Genomic DNA, 15,090 nt, shown 5'->3' on the forward strand with positions numbered 1-15,090 from the left:
AAAACAAACGTGTCAATCTGCACTCAAGGCGAGTTCGACGAAAAATGTCGAATATCTAACTTGTTGTTTTATAAAGAGTATTTTGGCGCTGGCGTGTCAATCCGCATCAAAAGGACGAACACCCCAATTTGGCCAGGTCGGCGGGTGTCATCTGGCCGCCCTCGCGGGCAATCTTGAGCAGGCGGTTCTGGTGAACCAGCCGCTCGATGCCGGTAGGCAGATCGAGTGCCTGCCATGCCTTGAGGCGTTCGATGTGTTCCAGCATATGCCGCGAATTTGGCTTGGCCGGAGACTGGCGCAACCAAGCCAACCAGGTCGTCTTGCCGTTGTCCCGGCGCTTGAGCAGATCGTCGAGGCGGCGGCGATGCGCGTCCGCCAGTGGTTCGGCCAAGGCGTCGTAGATGCGCCGGTTAGCACGGGTGATCGCCTCGGCACTCGCCCGCTCGACGGCGTTGAGGGCGGGCAGAATGACCGACTGCCGCCGCAGGTGCCCGATCAAGGCGCTGGCCAGCACGATGCCTTTGTCGGTTTGCATCGCCAGCTCGGTCAGCATCTGGACGGCCTGCCGGTAATGGCTCATGGTGAAGGGCCGGAAACCGAACACGGTTTGCAGCTCGCTCAGGTGCTCGCGCCGGGTCTGCTCCCGCTGGCCGTACTCGTTCCAGCTTTCGACGCCGACCTTGAGCTGGTCGGCGACCAGCTTCAACAAGGGCGGGAACGGTAGTTCATCGACGCCCAGGATGACGCCGGGAAAGCGCAGGTAACAGAGCTGCACCGCGAAGCCCAGCCGATTGGCTGGCCCGCGCCGCTGTCGGATGATCGAGAGGTCGGTATCGTTGAATGTGTAATGTCGGATCAGGTCGTCCTTGGAGTCCGGCAACGCCAGCAGGCTTTCCCGCTCGGCGGCGGACAGGATGGAACGACGTGGCATATTTACTGATCCGTTCTCAAGTATTGATACAGGGTTTCGCGACTGATTCCGAATTCACGAGCAAGCTTGGTCTTTTGCTCGCCAGCCTCGACACGTTGGCGCAGTTCGGCAATACGCTCAGACGACAGGGATTTCTTCCTGCCACGGTAAGCCCCGCGTTGCTTGGCGAGCGCAATACCCTCGCGCTGACGCTCGCGGATCAGGGCGCGCTCGAACTCGGCGAACGCGCCCATCACCGAGAGCATCAGGTTCGCCATCGGAGAGTCTTCGCCAGTAAAACTGAGGTGTTCCTTGACGAATTCGATATGCACGCCGCGTTGTGTCAGCGTTTGCACGATCCGGCGCAAATCATCGAGATTGCGCGCCAGGCGATCCATGCTATGCACCACCACGGTGTCGCCGGTGCGGGCGAAGCTTATCAGCGCTTCCAGTTGCGGACGCTTGACATCCTTGCCGGATGCCTTGTCGCTAAAAGCGCGATCAACCTTGACGCCTTCCAGTTGCCGTTCCGGGTTCTGGTCGAAGGTGCTGACCCTGATATACCCAATGCGCTGTCCAGTCATGGAATTCCCTGCAAAATGTCAGGGAAGACTCTATGACCTTCAACGAGATATGTCAATAAATTCAAAATTCAATCCTATCCTGACGCAATTTACACATGGCATCTGACATCAGGTTAGGGTATGCCTCAACCTGACGGCGGCGAATCACAAGCGTCCGGTTTGACGCTGGTTTCGGTCGCAGTGCTGGCCCGCGCCTGGAAGCGCTGATAGCACTCCAGCCCGCAGAAATGCTCCACGTACTCGGCCCCTTCCGGCGTGAAGGCGGCATCGAGCGGGATTTCCTTGCAGCACACGCAGCAACTGGTGCTCGGTTCATTGGCGTTCATGGTGGTGTTCCTCCATTGGTTGACGAAGCCGACGAAGGCCGCCGCCGGCATCGGCCTGGCGAACAGGAAACCCTGCACCGTGTCGCAACCCGCCTGCCGCAACCACGCAAGGCAGTCGGGTGTTTCCACACCCTCGGCTACCACCTCCATGCCCAGCCCGTGCGCGAGCTGGATCACCGCCCGCACGATAGTTTGGTCACGGGCATCATCCGGGAGCCTGGCGACAAAGGATTGGTCGATTTTCAATGTGGTGATGGGGCAGCATTTCAGATGTTGCAGGCAGGAATAGCCGGTGCCGAAGTCGTCGGCGGCGAAGCGCACGCCGATGGCGCGCAAGGCGTCGAAACTGGCGAACAGGGCTGGATTGCCGAATGCGACCGATTCGGTCAGTTCGATCTCCAGAAGCTCGGCGGGCAGGGCCATATCGGCCAGCACCCGCTTTACCTCGTCGTCGAACGTTGGCCCAACCTGGCTGGCGGACACATTGACGGCAAGACGGAACGGTTGCCATGCCGGTCCTTGCCACTTGTGCATCTGGCGACAGGCCTCGCCCAGCACCCACGCGCCTATTTCCGGCATCAGGCCGAACGACTCGGCCAGCGGCAGGAACTGGCCGGGCGGCAACAGGCCAAGCCTCGGATGCCGCCAGCGCATCAACGCTTCCGCGCCAGCGATCCGGTGATCGCGCAGATCGACCAGCGGCTGGTAATGCAGGTCAAGCTGTCCGCGCGCCGCCGCCTGCGCCAACTCGGCCGCCGTCCATCCGGCGGGCTGCGAACTCGTCATGATCCGCCCCGGAAGGCGCGCAGCAGCCGCGTTACGGCCAGAACGAACAAGCCGGTCAGCGCGAGCGCGGCAACACCCCAATGCTCGCCAAGGAAGGCACCGGCGGTCGTCCCGGCCAGCACGGCGGCGAGAATCGGCAGATGGCAGGGGCAGGTCAACACGGCCAGCGCACCCCACAGGTAGCCGGAAACGGGTTGGCGCGTCTCGGGCGGCAGTTTGTCAGGGGCGTTCACGGCAATGCCTCCTCGTGCGCCCGCTCGGCTGGCATGGAGGCCAGTTGCGCGTCCAGATGGGCCAACGCCGCGCGCCGCCGCTCGACCAACTGGCGCAGCACGGCAAGCTGCGCTGCGGCTTGTGCGCCGTCCGCTGCGTCGAGCGCACGGCACAGCCGCGCCAGGGCATCCAGGCCGATACCCGCCTCGAAGGCCGCGCGCACGAAGCACAGCCGTTGCAAGGCCGCATCGTCGAACACGCCGTAGCCGCCCGTGGTGCAGGCCACCGGCCGTAACAAGCCGCGCACCAGGTAGTCGCGCACGATATGTACGCTCACCCCAGCGTTATGGGCCAGTTGCGATACCGTGTAGGCGCTCATCGCACACCTCCTTGTCCTCACCCGGCGCAGCAGGAAAGCTGCTTCACATCCTTGTTGAAGGTCTGCGCCGCGAGCTTCAACCCTTCGACCATCGTCAGGTAGGGGAACAACTGGTCGGCCAGTTCCTGCACCGTCATCCGGTTGCGAATCGCCAGTGCGGCCGTCTGGATCAGTTCGCCCGCTTCCGGGGCCACTGCCTGCACGCCGATCAGTCGTCCGCTGCCTTCTTCAACCACCAGTTTGATGAAGCCGCGCGTGTCGAAGTTGGCGAGCGCGCGCGGCACGTTGTCCAGCGTTAGCGTGCGACTATCAGTTTTGATGCCGTCATGGTGCGCTTCCGCCTCGCTGTAGCCTACGGTCGCCACTTGCGGGTCGGTGAACACCACGGCCGGCATCGCGGTCAGGTTCAGGGCCGCGTCACCGCCGGTCATGTTGATCGCGGCGCGAGTGCCGGCCGCTGCCGCCACATAGACGAACTGCGGCTGGTCGGTGCAGTCGCCTGCGGCGTAGATGTGTTCCACGCTTGTACGCATGCCGGGGTCGATGACGATAGCGCCTTGCGGGGTGAGCGTGACGCCCGTCGCATCCAGTGCCAGCTTGCGTGTGTTGGGCGCGCGGCCGGTGGCGACCAGCAGCTTGTCGGCGCGCAGTTCGCCGTGCGCCGTGGTGAGCACGAATTCGCCGTCCCCTTCACCATTGATATACGCGACCTGGCTGGCCTGGGTGTGTTCCCTCACCTCGATGCCCTCCATGCGGAATGCGGCCGTGACGGCTTCGCCTATAGCTGGGTCTTCGCGGAAGAACAGCGTGCTGCGAGCCAGGATCGTCACCTTCGCTCCGAGTCGGGCGAACGCCTGCGCCAGCTCCAGCGCCACCACTGATGAGCCAATCACGGCCAGGCGCTTAGGAATCGTCTCGCTGACCAGCGCTTCAGTGGAAGTCCAGTACGGAGTGTCTTTCAGGCCGGGAATCGACGGCACGGCCGGGCTCGCGCCGGTGGCGATCAGGCAGCGGTCGAATGCCACCACGCGCTCGCCGCCGTCGTTGAGTTGCACGATCAGGTTGCGATTGTCCTTAAAGCGGGCGGAGCCGTGCAGCACAGTGATCGCCGGATTGCCCTCCAAGATGCCTTCGTACTTGGCGTGGCGCAGTTCATCGACGCGGGCCTGCTGCTGGGCCAGCAGCGCCGTGCGCTGGATGGTCGGCGTGGTAGCGGCGATGCCGCCATCGAACGGGCTTTCCCGGCGCAGATGGGCGATATGGGCGGCGCGGATCATGATCTTGGACGGCACACAACCGACATTGACGCAGGTGCCGCCGATGGTGCCGCGCTCGATCAGCGTGACACGTGCGCCTTGCTCGACGGCCTTCAGCGCCGCTGCCATCGCGGCCCCGCCGCTGCCGATGACGGCGATATGCAATGCGCCGCTGCTACCCGTCTTGTCGTTTCTGCCCAGCAGATCGCGCATCTTGTCGAGCAATCCGCCCGGCGTCGAAACTGAGGGGGCATCGGCCAGCGTGGCCCGATAACCGAGTCCAGCTACAGCGGCCGTCAGCGCGTCGGGTGACGTGCCGACCTCAATGGCGAGCTTGGCGCTGCCCTTGGCGTAGGAGACATCCGCTGATTGCACGCCGGGCACTTTCTCCAGGGCGTCCTTGACATGCACTGCGCACGAGTCGCAAGTCATGCCGGTGATTTTGAGAGTGCTCATACCATCGTTCCTTATTCGTGTGGGCCGCCGTGTCGCACGGTCAGCCGTCTTTCACAAGCGCTTGGCGGGGAGTTCGCAGCCGTCCGGTCCGCAACGGCGATGCGCCGGCGACACGAAGTCCCAGATCGACACCCCAATCATCAAGGCCAGGCCGACGTACATCAGGTTCGCCGTCCACCAGTTGCCGAGCAGCCAGACCGTGGCCGCAAACACGATGGCCGGGCCGATCATGCCGAGCAGACTGCGCAGCCATTGCCGATGACTGAACCAACCCAGCGCGTTCGCCAGGAAGGCCAGCGCGGCAAACAGCGGCAGCAGGCGGCTGATGAACAGTCCCTCGTACTGGCTCAAGAAGCCCAGCCCGATGGCCGCGCCGAAGCTGGCGAGGGCTGGAAAGCAGGCGGCGCAGCCCATCGCGGAAACGACGCTGCCGAGCGCGCCGGTTTTATCGGCAATGCGTGTCATCAGTCCCATGAAGCGGCTCTCGCTGTTGTCGTTGGCTTGCTGGCTCACTGCTTGACGCTGGACGGATAGCCGGCGTCTGCGGTGGCCTTGGTCAGCTTCTGTACGCTGGCCTTGGTGTCGTCAAAAGTGACGACGGCCTCGCGCTTCTCGAAGCCCACATCGACCTTGCTCACGCCTTCGACCTTGGAGAGCGCTTTCTTGACTGTGATCGGGCAGGCGGCGCAAGTCATGCCGGGAACCGCTAGCGTGACGGTCTGGGTAGCGGCCCACACCGGGGCAACAGCGGCGGCGAGGGCAAGGGAGGCAAACAGTTTCTTCATGATGAACTCCTGGTTAATAGAAAAATGGAACGACATAGGGAAATCCAAGCGCGACCAGGACCAGCACGGCCACGATCCAGAAAATCAGCTTGTAGGTGGCGCGCACCTGCGGAATCGCGCAGACCTCACCTGGCTTGCATGCCTGCACGGGCCGGTAAATCCGCTTCCAGGCGAAGAACAGCGCCACTAGCGCCGCGCCGATGAACAACGGTCGATAGGGTTCCAGCACCGTCAGGTTGCCGATCCAAGCACCGGAGAAGCCCAGGGCGACCAGTACTAGCGGCCCCAGGCAGCAGGTCGATGCAAGAATGGCGGCCAGCCCGCCGGCGAAGAGCGCACCGCGCCCGTTTTGTGGTTCAGACATACGTTGGCCCTTTTGAATTTGGATTGGATAGCGTAACCTTACTTCCGTACTCATGTACGGAGTCAAGCGATATGGAAAATAATTTGGAAAACCTGACCATTGGCGTTTTTGCCAAGGCGGCCGGGGTCAACGTGGAGACAATCCGCTTCTATCAGCGCAAGGGCCTGTTGCCGGAACCGGACAAGCCTTACGGCAGCATCCGCCGCTATGGGGAGGCGGACGTGGTTCGGGTGAAATTCGTGAAATCGGCACAGCGGCTGGGGTTCAGTCTGGACGAGATTGCCGAGCTGTTGCGGCTCGACGATGGCACCCACTGCGAGGAGGCCAGCAGCCTGGCCGAACACAAGCTCAAGGACGTGCGCGAGAAGATGGCCGACTTGGCGCGCATGGAAACCGTGCTGTCTGAACTCGTGTGCGCCTGCCATGCACGAAAGGGGAATGTTTCCTGCCCGTTGATCGCGTCACTACAGGGCGAAGCAGGCCTGGCAAGGTCAGCTATGCCTTAGCGTGCTTTATTTTCCGTTTTCTGAGGTGCCCCCAACTACGAAGAGTCAAAAAACCCAATAGCGACAATGGGTTAAGCACGTTTCTGCGGTTTTTTACATGAATCCCTGCCGACCCTCCATAGGGGGGCTCCATCCAGAAAAACCGGGGAGGCAATCTGGTGGTGGCCCAGCCGATCCCTCTGGACCAACCCCAGCGGTTCGACTTGCGGATGGGCCAGCGCCTGCGCGACTGAATTGACGCTGGAGCAGGCGATACCCCTTGACCCCAAGATCTCCTCCCACTCCTGAGCTGTGAGGCGCGAGAACGCGCCCTGCAGGATGTTGTTCAGCTCTTGCGCGCGGTCAATGCGCACGTGGTGCTCAGCGAAGTCATGGGCGATGCGCTCATCCACCCCAAGCAGCTTGCACAGCGTGGTGAACTGCTGGTCGGAGCCGATGGTGAGCATCAGATACGAGTCTTGATCGCACAGGAACCGGCCGAACGGGCTGATGAAGGGGTTGGCGTTGCCGACCAGTTTCGGGCTGCGGCCGGTGAGCAGTGTGGACTGGGCGAACGGGCCAAGGAGCGCGAATCCCGACGAGAACAGGTTCGCCTCCACCAGCCCGCCACGTCCTGTCGTTTGCCGCTGGTGCAGCTTGGCCAAGATCCCCAGTGCCGCGAAAAGACCGGTGGACTGGTCCAGGATCGGTGGTGCTGCCTTCATGGGGCCGCAATCAGCGTTGCCCGTGAGACTCATCCAGCCAGAAGCGGCCTGGGCAATCGCGTCATACCCCGGACGGTGCGCGAAAGGGCCTGAGCCCCCAAAGCCGGTGATCGAGCACCAGATCAGGCGCTTGTGGTCCTGCAGGAGCTGGTCCTTGCACAGCCCCAGCTTCTTGAGCGAGCCCACCTTGAAGTTCTCGACCACCACGTCAGCCTGAGCGATCAACTCCCGGATGTGCTCGATATCGTTGGGGTCCTGCAAGTCCAGGTGCAGCAGCTTCTTGCCGCGATTGGCCGCAAGGAAGTGCGGAGCCACCTGCTCGCGGTGAAACGGAGGCCCCCATGTGCGCGCCTGATCAGGGCTTTGCGGTGACTCCACCTTCAACACCTGGGCGCCCATGTCAGCCAACAGCATGGCGCAGTAGGGGCCGGAGAGGATGCGGCTGAGGTCGACAACTCGGATGCCCTGAAGGGGGAGGTTTTGTTGCATGTGAACGCGCTGTTTGAGTGCCTGGCGGATGGTGTAGTGGCTCGTACCCGCATACAGTAGCCACTTCTGGGATTGGATTCTCTCCACCCGATAGCCCCCAAGTAGGGGCGAAAAGCAAGCTAAAGCGTGACGTTAACTTGCGACGATTTCTGGATGTGCCTGCTTGCCCTTGGGAGGGCGGCAGCCACGGCGCTGCCCAAAGCCCATTCTGTTGCCCCACAAGCAGGTGAAACCCGAAGCTCAGCTTCATTATGGTGAAGCGGCAACTTCTGCGATGCTTCTTTATAGTGAAGCAATAACTACTAGTGCGGTTGCCTTTGATGAAGCGGTTGAATACAATCTGCTTCAGCTTGAGTTAGCGCACTAGGCTATTTTGCTAACCCATGAGGAAGCCATGTCGCATGAATTGAATCAGCTCCGCATGGAGCACTTGGATAAGAGTCTTGACCCCTACAAGGCGCTTCGCAAGCGTGAGCGCCCCAGTCAGGGCTGGCTCAAAAGCATCAGGGAAGCCTTGGGGCGCACCGAGCGCCAACAAGCTCAGCGTTTGGGCATTACCGGCCCCAGTCTGCACAAATCCGAAAAGGCCGAGGCCGAAGACCGCATCACCTTGGGACAGCTGCGAAAGCTGGCTGACGGGCTCGACTGCGATCTTGTCTACGCGTTGGTTCCCAGGCAACCAATTTCCGAGGTGGTTCAGCAGCGAGCCCGCGAACTGGCCGTGAAGGAGATAGGGGCTGTGACGCATACCATGGCTCTGGAAGGCCAAAGACCCGGCGACGACAGAGTGCGCAGGCAGATTGACAGCAGGGCGGCTGAGCTGCTTCGTGAGCGGTGGTCTGCCCTATGGCGTTAGATCTGGAAGAGCAGGATGGACAGACACCTCTGGACCCTGATGAAAAAGCGGGCCTGAAGGCAGGGCACCTAACGACGCAAGCCCAGTTGAATGACTGGGAGCAGACCAACATTCTCAAGGCAGTGCGCTGGCTTCAACGCACACGCGATCCGGAAGTGCTGAGCGAGGGGTTCTGCCGTGACCTGCACAAGCAGATGTTTAAAGATACCTGGAAATGGGCAGGTACGTTCCGCCGCTCAGACAAGAACATCGGCTGTGACTGGACGCAGGTGGCAGTCAAACTCAAAAATCTGTTTGAGAACACCCGTTGGTGGATTGATAACAAGACGTTCCCACCTGATGAGATCGCTGCCCGCTTTCATCGTGATCTCGTCTGGATCCACCCATTCCCGAATGGCAACGGCCGACACGCTCGGATGATGGCCGATGCGCTCTTGGCCAGCATGGGAGAGCCCCCTTTTACCTGGGGCAAGGGAGCTGACTTGGTGTCCGGTACCGAGGCCAGAGGGCAGTATTTGGCCGCGCTCAGAGCAGCCGATAGAAACGACTATAAGTTGTTGCTGGCCTTTGTTCGTAGCTAACGTAGGGTCCTGGGCAGGCGATCCTGCCGTTGCACCTGGCCCTGGACAACCTGCACGATCGCGCGATCAAAGGGCGATTCTTGGTTCGGATTGTCTGGTGCGTGGTACAGGAGCCGCTGCATTGTTCCCCTTCAGTGGCTCTTTGGTGCGGGCCTATTTTGCGGAACAGGTACCAACGACAACAAACCCAGATTTGCTCTGGTCGGGGGCGGCCTGCCCGTGGGCGTTTGTCCTTCCATTCCATTTCCATCTATGGCAAGATCAGCGCACGGATTGGTCTCATCCGCACCGCTGGCATTGGTAAAGGCTACGTCAGAGACCACGCACCCCGACTGTTGAACGCAACTCCGTTTTTCAAGGTGGCGCACCCCCGGCAAGCCAGCCCCCGATTGTTTTTCCGTCGCCACCGGAAAGAAGGAATCATGCGTATCGCTGTCTCACAGGCGGACCTCAACTCGGGCCGCTTTTCTGCTATCTCCAAATCACTGGCCAAAGCCTGGCCGCATGGCAAGCTGAGCCTCATGCAGGCCCAGGGCAAACTTGCCCACCTGCTTGGCTACCGCTCACTGCATGACCTCCAACAGGCGGTCAAGGCGCATCTCCTATCGCCCCCCAAGGCCGCAACACGCGAGCAGATCACCGACAGCGTGGCCTGGAAGCTATCGCGCCTGGCGCCGATGCCGTTGGCGGATGCACGCGAGGCCACCCAAGGCCTGCGCCTGTCCATGCTGGAGGTCGATGCGTCCACACCCGAGGCGAAATTCGAGGAGTCACAAAAGTCTGCTCTGGCCTCTGGACCCATGCTGTTTCTTGACGAGTCGGGTACCTTTTTCGGACCCGATTGGCACCCGCGCACGCCCGAACTGCTCGACTGCGGAGCCCCGCCCTACAGTTTTGCCGTGCTCCCCGACAAGCGAGCGTTCTCTTGGGGTCAGTTGACTGCGTTGGTCAACAGCTTGCCCGCTGACTTCCAGGATGACCTGGTGATGGAGGAGGGCTACATGGGGCTCCAGCCAGAGGCGGATGTTTTCCGGGCCTTTGTGATGAGGGAGCTTCTACCTCAAGCGTTCGCGCCACTGGCCCAGACCATCAAAAGGGACAAGCGCCTACCCATAGGACTTGCCGTCCATTGGCTTATGAATGGGGAGAACCGCGTCATCGGCCGCGTTATCGAGAACTGGGCGCTGGGCGGCATCATCCCCGTGGTGTACGACGCGCAGAGCGACGATATCTTCGAGGCGCTGGCTGACCTCATGTGCGGCCAACAGGTTAACGTCCCAAGTGTTCCTGGGGGGGCAATCCACATCAACGGGTTCCTGCCGTCGTACAGCTTCCAGGGCTTCGATATCGGCGCGGACGCCGATCGACTGGCTTCGCTTCCGAAAGACACGCTGCAGCCCCTCTGCGCTGTCGCCTACTGGGAAAAGCACGCGGTGCTGGACGCCGGCGAGGGTGGCCTGTTCGTAGAACAGGGCCAGCTCTACATCCGGCACCAGCAGCATATGTTCCTGAGCCCGGAGCGGATTCCCGCCTGGCTTTCGTCGGATAAACGGATTCGTGCTGTGCTGGATAACTGGCCAGGAGCCCCCGGGCGTGATGTCTTTCCAGCGGGCGTCGAGGCCTTGCGCAGCGCCACGGCGGCGGTCCTGCAGGACCTCTACCGCCAATCAGACGAAGCTGCCGCCACGTGGTCAAACGATGCGGTCATTCAAGCCGCGCTGAGACTCGCCCCGGCGAAAGCGTTGGATCAGTACCTTGACGATGAAGCCTTCATTGAGGATGCGTCAGAACGGTACGCTCTGAAGATCCGAGGCCGGGAGGTCAAAGAAGAAGTGCCGGAGTTGCATGCCTACGAAGATCTGACGGTGGGCATCGTGTGGTCCAAATCCGTAAAGGGGCTTTTAGACATGTCGGCCATCGCAGGGATACTCGTGTATTCCGCGTTCTGCGCCAGCTCCGTGGATCCTGAATCTGCTGATGGCGCAGCCGTAGGCGGACGTTCACTATTGCTTGGGGCGCAGTTGATGGCAGGGCGACTGGATGCGAGAGACGTGTTCACCTGCGTTCAGGACCTTGTGCGGATTGAGCGGGCGGTAGATCTCTTGGAATCCAAGCGACAGCGCATCTTCAAGTGGCGCTCAGAGGAGAAGGCTCTGCAGCAGTTGCGCGCTGATGGGCACTATCTCATCGTTGGCGAGCAAGTCCCGCGAAAGAAACCGGTGGGTCTTGGCGAACTGTTGGAGAAGGCGAGGATGAGCCGGGGTTCTCCATGACCGAGGGCTGAGCCCCAATCCTTTGGGCTAGGTCTACGGGATGTCGATGGACGTTTTGGTGCCGCTCAGGGAGGCGCCATGCGTTTATCGACTACAAAATCAATGACCATCCCACATTCAAACGCCAGAGTTCCCCTGAGTTTTCTCAAGATGCGACAGGTACAAGTAGTACAGGCCGAGGAGCACGAGAGTCAAGATCATCATTGATCCTGCAACCCACATCTGCGTCTCATCATCCATACCGGTTCTGTGGGTTGTTTGCCAAGCTTGCAACTCCACCTTGCTTTTTTGCCCCCGAGAGCCCAGCAACCACCACAGGAGAGGTCCATGTCAGCCCCAGATCATCCACAGTCCGTATTGGCCAAGATGCTGGCGGTCCAGGAGCAGTCGCAAGTGATCGGTGAGTTCATCGACTGGCTGAGTTCGAAAGGAATGACCATCTGCAGCTCTGCCGGGGGGCTCCGTGGCACCTTGTTCCATCCAGTCGGCACCCCCACCGAGGAGCTGCTGGCCCAGCATTTCGGCATCGATCTGCAGGCGGCTGAAGCGGAGCGCCGTGCCATCCTCGCCGATCTGAGGACTGAAAACGCTTGAAAGTCAGCGTGGAACATCGTCGTCTGCTTGGGGCGTTCGACCGTGCGGCTCTTCTGGCCCTGCGCGAACGGATTGCGACCACCGGGGACAAGCCCCCAGATCCCAGCTTCAAGAACATCGACTGGCACAGCACCTGGGCCGCCTGGCGCGTTCAGCTGCCGTTCTTCTGCGGCGGCGGGATTACCTATTTCCCGATGGGCGACTACGGTGGGCCCGAGGCCGCACTGATACAGGCCCAGTACCACCGGGACGAGGCCTACGAGCGGGCAGGGATTGACGTTTACGCGCGGGTGCGCAGTTCCCATCGCAGAGTCAACGAAGGCGAGAGCCTGCTTTCCATTTCGGAGGTCATGGACCGAAATACCAAAACCATTCTGGGCTGCTGGATGGAGACGGTGGATGGCCAGGCCAAGCAGCGCAAAGTGAAAAGGGCATTTGGGGCTCTGAGGACCCGCGATGAGGCCTGGGCGCAGGTGGAAGCCATCGTGCGGCAGAAGGTTGCCGAGGAGGCGCAGCGCAGGCGGGTGGTCTTTGGGCTGTGATAGCTGTCCTGGGCGAACCTACGCTGAAAACCCTTTCGCTCAAATGAGCGTTACTATTCGCTAAAAGGAGCGATCTATGGCAACTCTGCACCCCTCCGCGCATGGAAAATCCAAGAAGGCAACACCCGAGGCCTCAGGAGAGTCTTCGAAGCTGAAAACGCATGCACTGGCAGTCCTTAAAGAAAAGAACGCATCTCTTAGTGGGTTGCTGAATCAGGCCGATGTCGTCATAAAGACCTCCGCCTTGTTGGAAGGCGTAATTCTCAAGATTTCACTTCCAACGTTTCGCTCAGAGGATCAACTTGAGGAGTTGCTCAAGGCGAACAGCTCGTTCATTGATGCGCACAAGAGTCATTTGCTGGATTTCCAGGAGGTTTATGCCTCTTCCATGTACTCGCTTGTGGAAGCCATCAAGACGGGCGTCTCACCAAAGATGCTCAGCGTACTGTCGAGCGAAATGGGCATACCCAAGGAAGGCATGGCGGAGCGCCTGGGTCTCGCCGCATCGACGGTGAGGAAGAAGACCGCAAGCTCTGAACTCCTCTCGACCGACGATTCCGAAAAAGTCATCGGCATGTCCCGCCTCATCGGCCAGGTGCAGACCATGGTGAACGAGGCGGGCAACCCGGAAGGGTTTGATGCGGCTGCATGGCTGGCCAACTGGATGGAGCAGGGGCTCCCCGCCCTGGGCGGGCGCAAGCCTTCCGAGTACATGGATACGGCGGTGGGCCAGGCATTGGTTTCCCAGCTGCTGGACCAGATCCGCAGCGGGGCCTATGCATGACGGTGAATCTTTGGCGTATAGCGGCCGACGAATCCACATTCACGGCAGACAGCCTCAGCGGCAAGGGCGCAGAAATCTCCGGTGGGCGATGGAATCGACCCGGCACTCCGGTGCTCTATACGGCCTCCAACGTGTCCCTGGCCGCCATGGAGACACTGGTGCACTTCAATGCTGCGCTTCTGCCCTTGAACCGCATCCTGGTGCGGATTGAGGTCACCAAGGATGTCTGGAAGAAGCGCATCGTTGCTGACCGCGCCTCGCTGCCGGTGGGCTGGGACGTGGTGCCCCCGGGCATGGTGACGCTGGATTTCGGCGACCAATGGCTGCGGTCTGGCGCTTCGGCGCTGCTGCAGGTGCCTTCGGCCATCGTTCCTGAGGAGTACAACGTCCTGATCAACCCCCGTCATCCCGCGATGGCCAGGGGCTCCATCAAGGCCTTCAAAGAACGCCGCTGGCAGTATGACTCTCGCTTGCGAAGCTGATCTTCAGGCCTGGCGCGAGCAGCTCGTCGAGCGGGTGGTCGGAGAGATCCAGGAGACGTTTTCCCAGACAGGGGAGGGCGCCTTCCCGATGCGCTCCCGGCACTTTCTGGATGGACATCTGGCGATGTACTACCGCTGCATGGCCCCGAACGCCGTCAGAGCGCGCTACTCCCTTACCTGGGTCCCCGATCAGCTTGCGGGGCACGGGCTGGTGATTGCAGACGTGACCATGGCCAAGCAGTTTCGGGGCAAGGGGTTTTTGGGGGCTCTGTTGGCGCGGCTGAAGACTCTGGAGCCCCCGCTGAGCCATATCGAGATGGAGAACGTCTACAACGCTCAGTTGATGGCCTCAGTGCAGGCGCAGGGCTGGCAGCAGCGTCCTATTGGGCCGCTGGGGGCTCCCCTGAGGGATCCCTTGGGGGCATGCTGGTTCATGCGTCTTTGAGCCCCGCAAGGGGTATCAGACGAAGCTTTCTCGCAGCGTGGGTGCTCCCAGTGAACACATCTTCAGGCGTTGGTGTCCGGTGACACTCGCTGGCCAGCTGAAAACTAAATCTTGCCCTTTACTTACTGTTTAGGTGCGGATATATTTTTCGCATGAATCTGAACTCCTACGACAAGCAGCTCGCCGATGTCCGTCTCGCCAACCTTCGGGCCATTCTTGAGCAGAGAAATCTTACCCAGGCCGAGTTGGCGGATATGGTGGGTCTGAGTGCTGGTGCGGTGAGTCAGTACATGACTCTCCGAGCCCAAGTGGGTCGGAGTTTTTGCCGCAAAGTCGAAACCGCCTTGGGCCTTCCCGAAGGTGCCATGGACCATGTGAATATGAAGGTGCCCGTGGAGCCCATTCCCGTGATGCTCCCGTCCACGAGTCATGCCGGCCTATCTCCACTGCATCTGGCGTTCATTGATGTTTTTTCTAAAGCGGCCAAGCAAGGGGTAATTACAGATGCGTATTGCTTGGAGTTGATGCAAAACTTTATTTCAATGCAAGCCCCGACCGATGCCGGTCAAGCCGTTTCGCCTGGTGGCTGAGCGAATGCTTCCTCCATGCCCATGCCCGCTGACGCGGGCTTTTTTGTGTCTGGAAATGGGGGTGATCGTACTTTTCGTGCAAATTGGTGCGTTTTCCGCGCGAACCCTTTCCGGGCGCGGCTTGCAGCCTTGCTGATCGACCGAAATACGCCAAGTTAGGCCCGCTCAACGGCCGTCGTACACTT

General features: G+C 60.9%; 20 protein-coding genes and 1 pseudogene. 11 read left to right on the plus strand and 10 right to left on the minus strand.

Going from position 1 to position 15,090, the window contains the following annotated elements; translation table 11 throughout:
• Positions 1-127: 127 nt before the first annotated feature.
• The 9 genes and pseudogenes from NFX52_RS25095 to NFX52_RS25140 form a co-directional block, all read right to left on the minus strand.
• Positions 128-931 (minus strand): annotated as a pseudogene (locus tag NFX52_RS25095) (DUF4158 domain-containing protein); the annotation flags it as partial.
• A gap of 2 nt (positions 932-933) precedes the next feature.
• Positions 934-1,494, minus strand: a complete 561-nt coding sequence (locus NFX52_RS25100) for a recombinase family protein (protein WP_000147567.1) — start codon at positions 1,492-1,494, stop codon at positions 934-936.
• A 125-nt stretch (positions 1,495-1,619) separates the two neighbouring features.
• Entirely contained in the window at positions 1,620-2,606 is a 987-nt protein-coding gene (locus tag NFX52_RS25110) for a DUF3330 domain-containing protein (protein WP_016240397.1), read from the minus strand.
• The gene (gene merE, locus NFX52_RS25115; protein WP_000993386.1) at positions 2,603-2,839 is read right to left on the minus strand and encodes a broad-spectrum mercury transporter MerE; all 237 of its coding nucleotides are present in this window, start codon (positions 2,837-2,839) and stop codon (positions 2,603-2,605) included. The genes NFX52_RS25110 and merE overlap by 4 nt, the downstream gene beginning before the upstream one ends.
• A complete protein-coding gene (gene merD, locus NFX52_RS25120; RefSeq protein WP_001277456.1) occupies positions 2,836-3,198 on the minus strand; it encodes a mercury resistance co-regulator MerD in 363 nt (120 codons plus the stop codon). Before merD ends, merE begins: the two co-directional genes overlap by 4 nt.
• A gap of 17 nt (positions 3,199-3,215) precedes the next feature.
• Positions 3,216-4,910, minus strand: a complete 1,695-nt coding sequence (gene merA / locus NFX52_RS25125; protein ID WP_055402072.1) for a mercury(II) reductase — start codon at positions 4,908-4,910, stop codon at positions 3,216-3,218.
• A gap of 51 nt (positions 4,911-4,961) precedes the next feature.
• On the minus strand, positions 4,962-5,423 hold the full coding sequence (merC, locus tag NFX52_RS25130; protein ID WP_000082530.1) for an organomercurial transporter MerC: 462 nt from the start codon (positions 5,421-5,423) through the stop codon (positions 4,962-4,964).
• Positions 5,420-5,695, minus strand: a complete 276-nt coding sequence (gene merP / locus NFX52_RS25135) for a mercury resistance system periplasmic binding protein MerP (protein ID WP_000732292.1) — start codon at positions 5,693-5,695, stop codon at positions 5,420-5,422. Before merP ends, merC begins: the two co-directional genes overlap by 4 nt.
• Positions 5,696-5,708: 13 nt before the next feature.
• Positions 5,709-6,059, minus strand: coding sequence for a mercuric transport protein MerT (locus NFX52_RS25140; protein ID WP_001294663.1), 351 nt, complete (start codon positions 6,057-6,059; stop codon positions 5,709-5,711).
• Positions 6,060-6,130: 71 nt separating this feature from the next.
• Here NFX52_RS25140 and merR point away from each other — a divergent pair, with 71 nt between their 5' ends.
• On the plus strand, positions 6,131-6,565 hold the full coding sequence (gene merR, locus NFX52_RS25145; protein ID WP_005303925.1) for a mercury resistance transcriptional regulator MerR: 435 nt from the start codon (positions 6,131-6,133) through the stop codon (positions 6,563-6,565).
• Positions 6,566-6,636: 71 nt separating this feature from the next.
• On the opposite strand, the gene NFX52_RS25150 is transcribed toward merR, so the two are convergent.
• A complete protein-coding gene (locus tag NFX52_RS25150; protein WP_055402074.1) occupies positions 6,637-7,758 on the minus strand; it encodes a CaiB/BaiF CoA transferase family protein in 1,122 nt (373 codons plus the stop codon).
• Positions 7,759-7,984: 226 nt separating this feature from the next.
• On the opposite strand from NFX52_RS25150, the gene NFX52_RS25155 reads away from it, so the two are divergent.
• The 10 genes from NFX52_RS25155 to NFX52_RS25200 all read left to right on the plus strand — a co-directional run bounded on the left by NFX52_RS25155 (position 7,985) and on the right by NFX52_RS25200 (position 14,905).
• On the plus strand, positions 7,985-8,125 hold the full coding sequence (locus tag NFX52_RS25155) for a hypothetical protein (RefSeq protein ID WP_156358865.1): 141 nt from the start codon (positions 7,985-7,987) through the stop codon (positions 8,123-8,125).
• Between the two features lie 27 nt (positions 8,126-8,152).
• Entirely contained in the window at positions 8,153-8,614 is a 462-nt protein-coding gene (locus NFX52_RS25160) for a mobile mystery protein A (protein WP_055402076.1), read from the plus strand.
• A complete protein-coding gene (locus NFX52_RS25165; RefSeq protein ID WP_055402078.1) occupies positions 8,605-9,195 on the plus strand; it encodes a mobile mystery protein B in 591 nt (196 codons plus the stop codon). Before NFX52_RS25160 ends, NFX52_RS25165 begins: the two co-directional genes overlap by 10 nt.
• 227 nt (positions 9,196-9,422) lie before the next feature.
• On the plus strand, positions 9,423-11,468 hold the full coding sequence (locus tag NFX52_RS25170) for a hypothetical protein (RefSeq protein WP_156358866.1): 2,046 nt from the start codon (positions 9,423-9,425) through the stop codon (positions 11,466-11,468).
• Between the two features lie 327 nt (positions 11,469-11,795).
• Positions 11,796-12,062 carry a hypothetical protein gene (locus NFX52_RS25175; RefSeq protein ID WP_055402082.1) on the plus strand — a complete coding sequence of 89 codons (267 nt, stop codon included), beginning with the start codon at positions 11,796-11,798 and terminating at the stop codon, positions 12,060-12,062.
• On the plus strand, positions 12,059-12,604 hold the full coding sequence (locus tag NFX52_RS25180) for an AP2 domain-containing protein (RefSeq protein ID WP_055402084.1): 546 nt from the start codon (positions 12,059-12,061) through the stop codon (positions 12,602-12,604). Before NFX52_RS25175 ends, NFX52_RS25180 begins: the two co-directional genes overlap by 4 nt.
• A 76-nt stretch (positions 12,605-12,680) precedes the next feature.
• A complete protein-coding gene (locus NFX52_RS25185; RefSeq protein WP_082437645.1) occupies positions 12,681-13,388 on the plus strand; it encodes an antitoxin Xre/MbcA/ParS toxin-binding domain-containing protein in 708 nt (235 codons plus the stop codon).
• Positions 13,385-13,870: an RES family NAD+ phosphorylase gene (locus tag NFX52_RS25190; RefSeq protein WP_055402089.1), complete on the plus strand. Its 486-nt coding sequence runs from the start codon at positions 13,385-13,387 to the stop codon at positions 13,868-13,870. Before NFX52_RS25185 ends, NFX52_RS25190 begins: the two co-directional genes overlap by 4 nt.
• Positions 13,848-14,315 (plus strand): hypothetical protein, encoded by a 468-nt coding sequence (locus NFX52_RS25195; protein ID WP_055402091.1) that lies wholly within the window; start codon positions 13,848-13,850, stop codon positions 14,313-14,315. Before NFX52_RS25190 ends, NFX52_RS25195 begins: the two co-directional genes overlap by 23 nt.
• A 152-nt stretch (positions 14,316-14,467) precedes the next feature.
• Entirely contained in the window at positions 14,468-14,905 is a 438-nt protein-coding gene (locus NFX52_RS25200; protein WP_055402093.1) for a helix-turn-helix domain-containing protein, read from the plus strand.
• The last annotated feature ends 185 nt before the right edge of the window (positions 14,906-15,090 follow it).

The sequence above is a fragment of the Acidovorax facilis genome, assembly GCF_023913775.1.
Taxonomy (GTDB): Bacteria; Pseudomonadota; Gammaproteobacteria; order Burkholderiales; family Burkholderiaceae_C; genus Acidovorax; species Acidovorax facilis.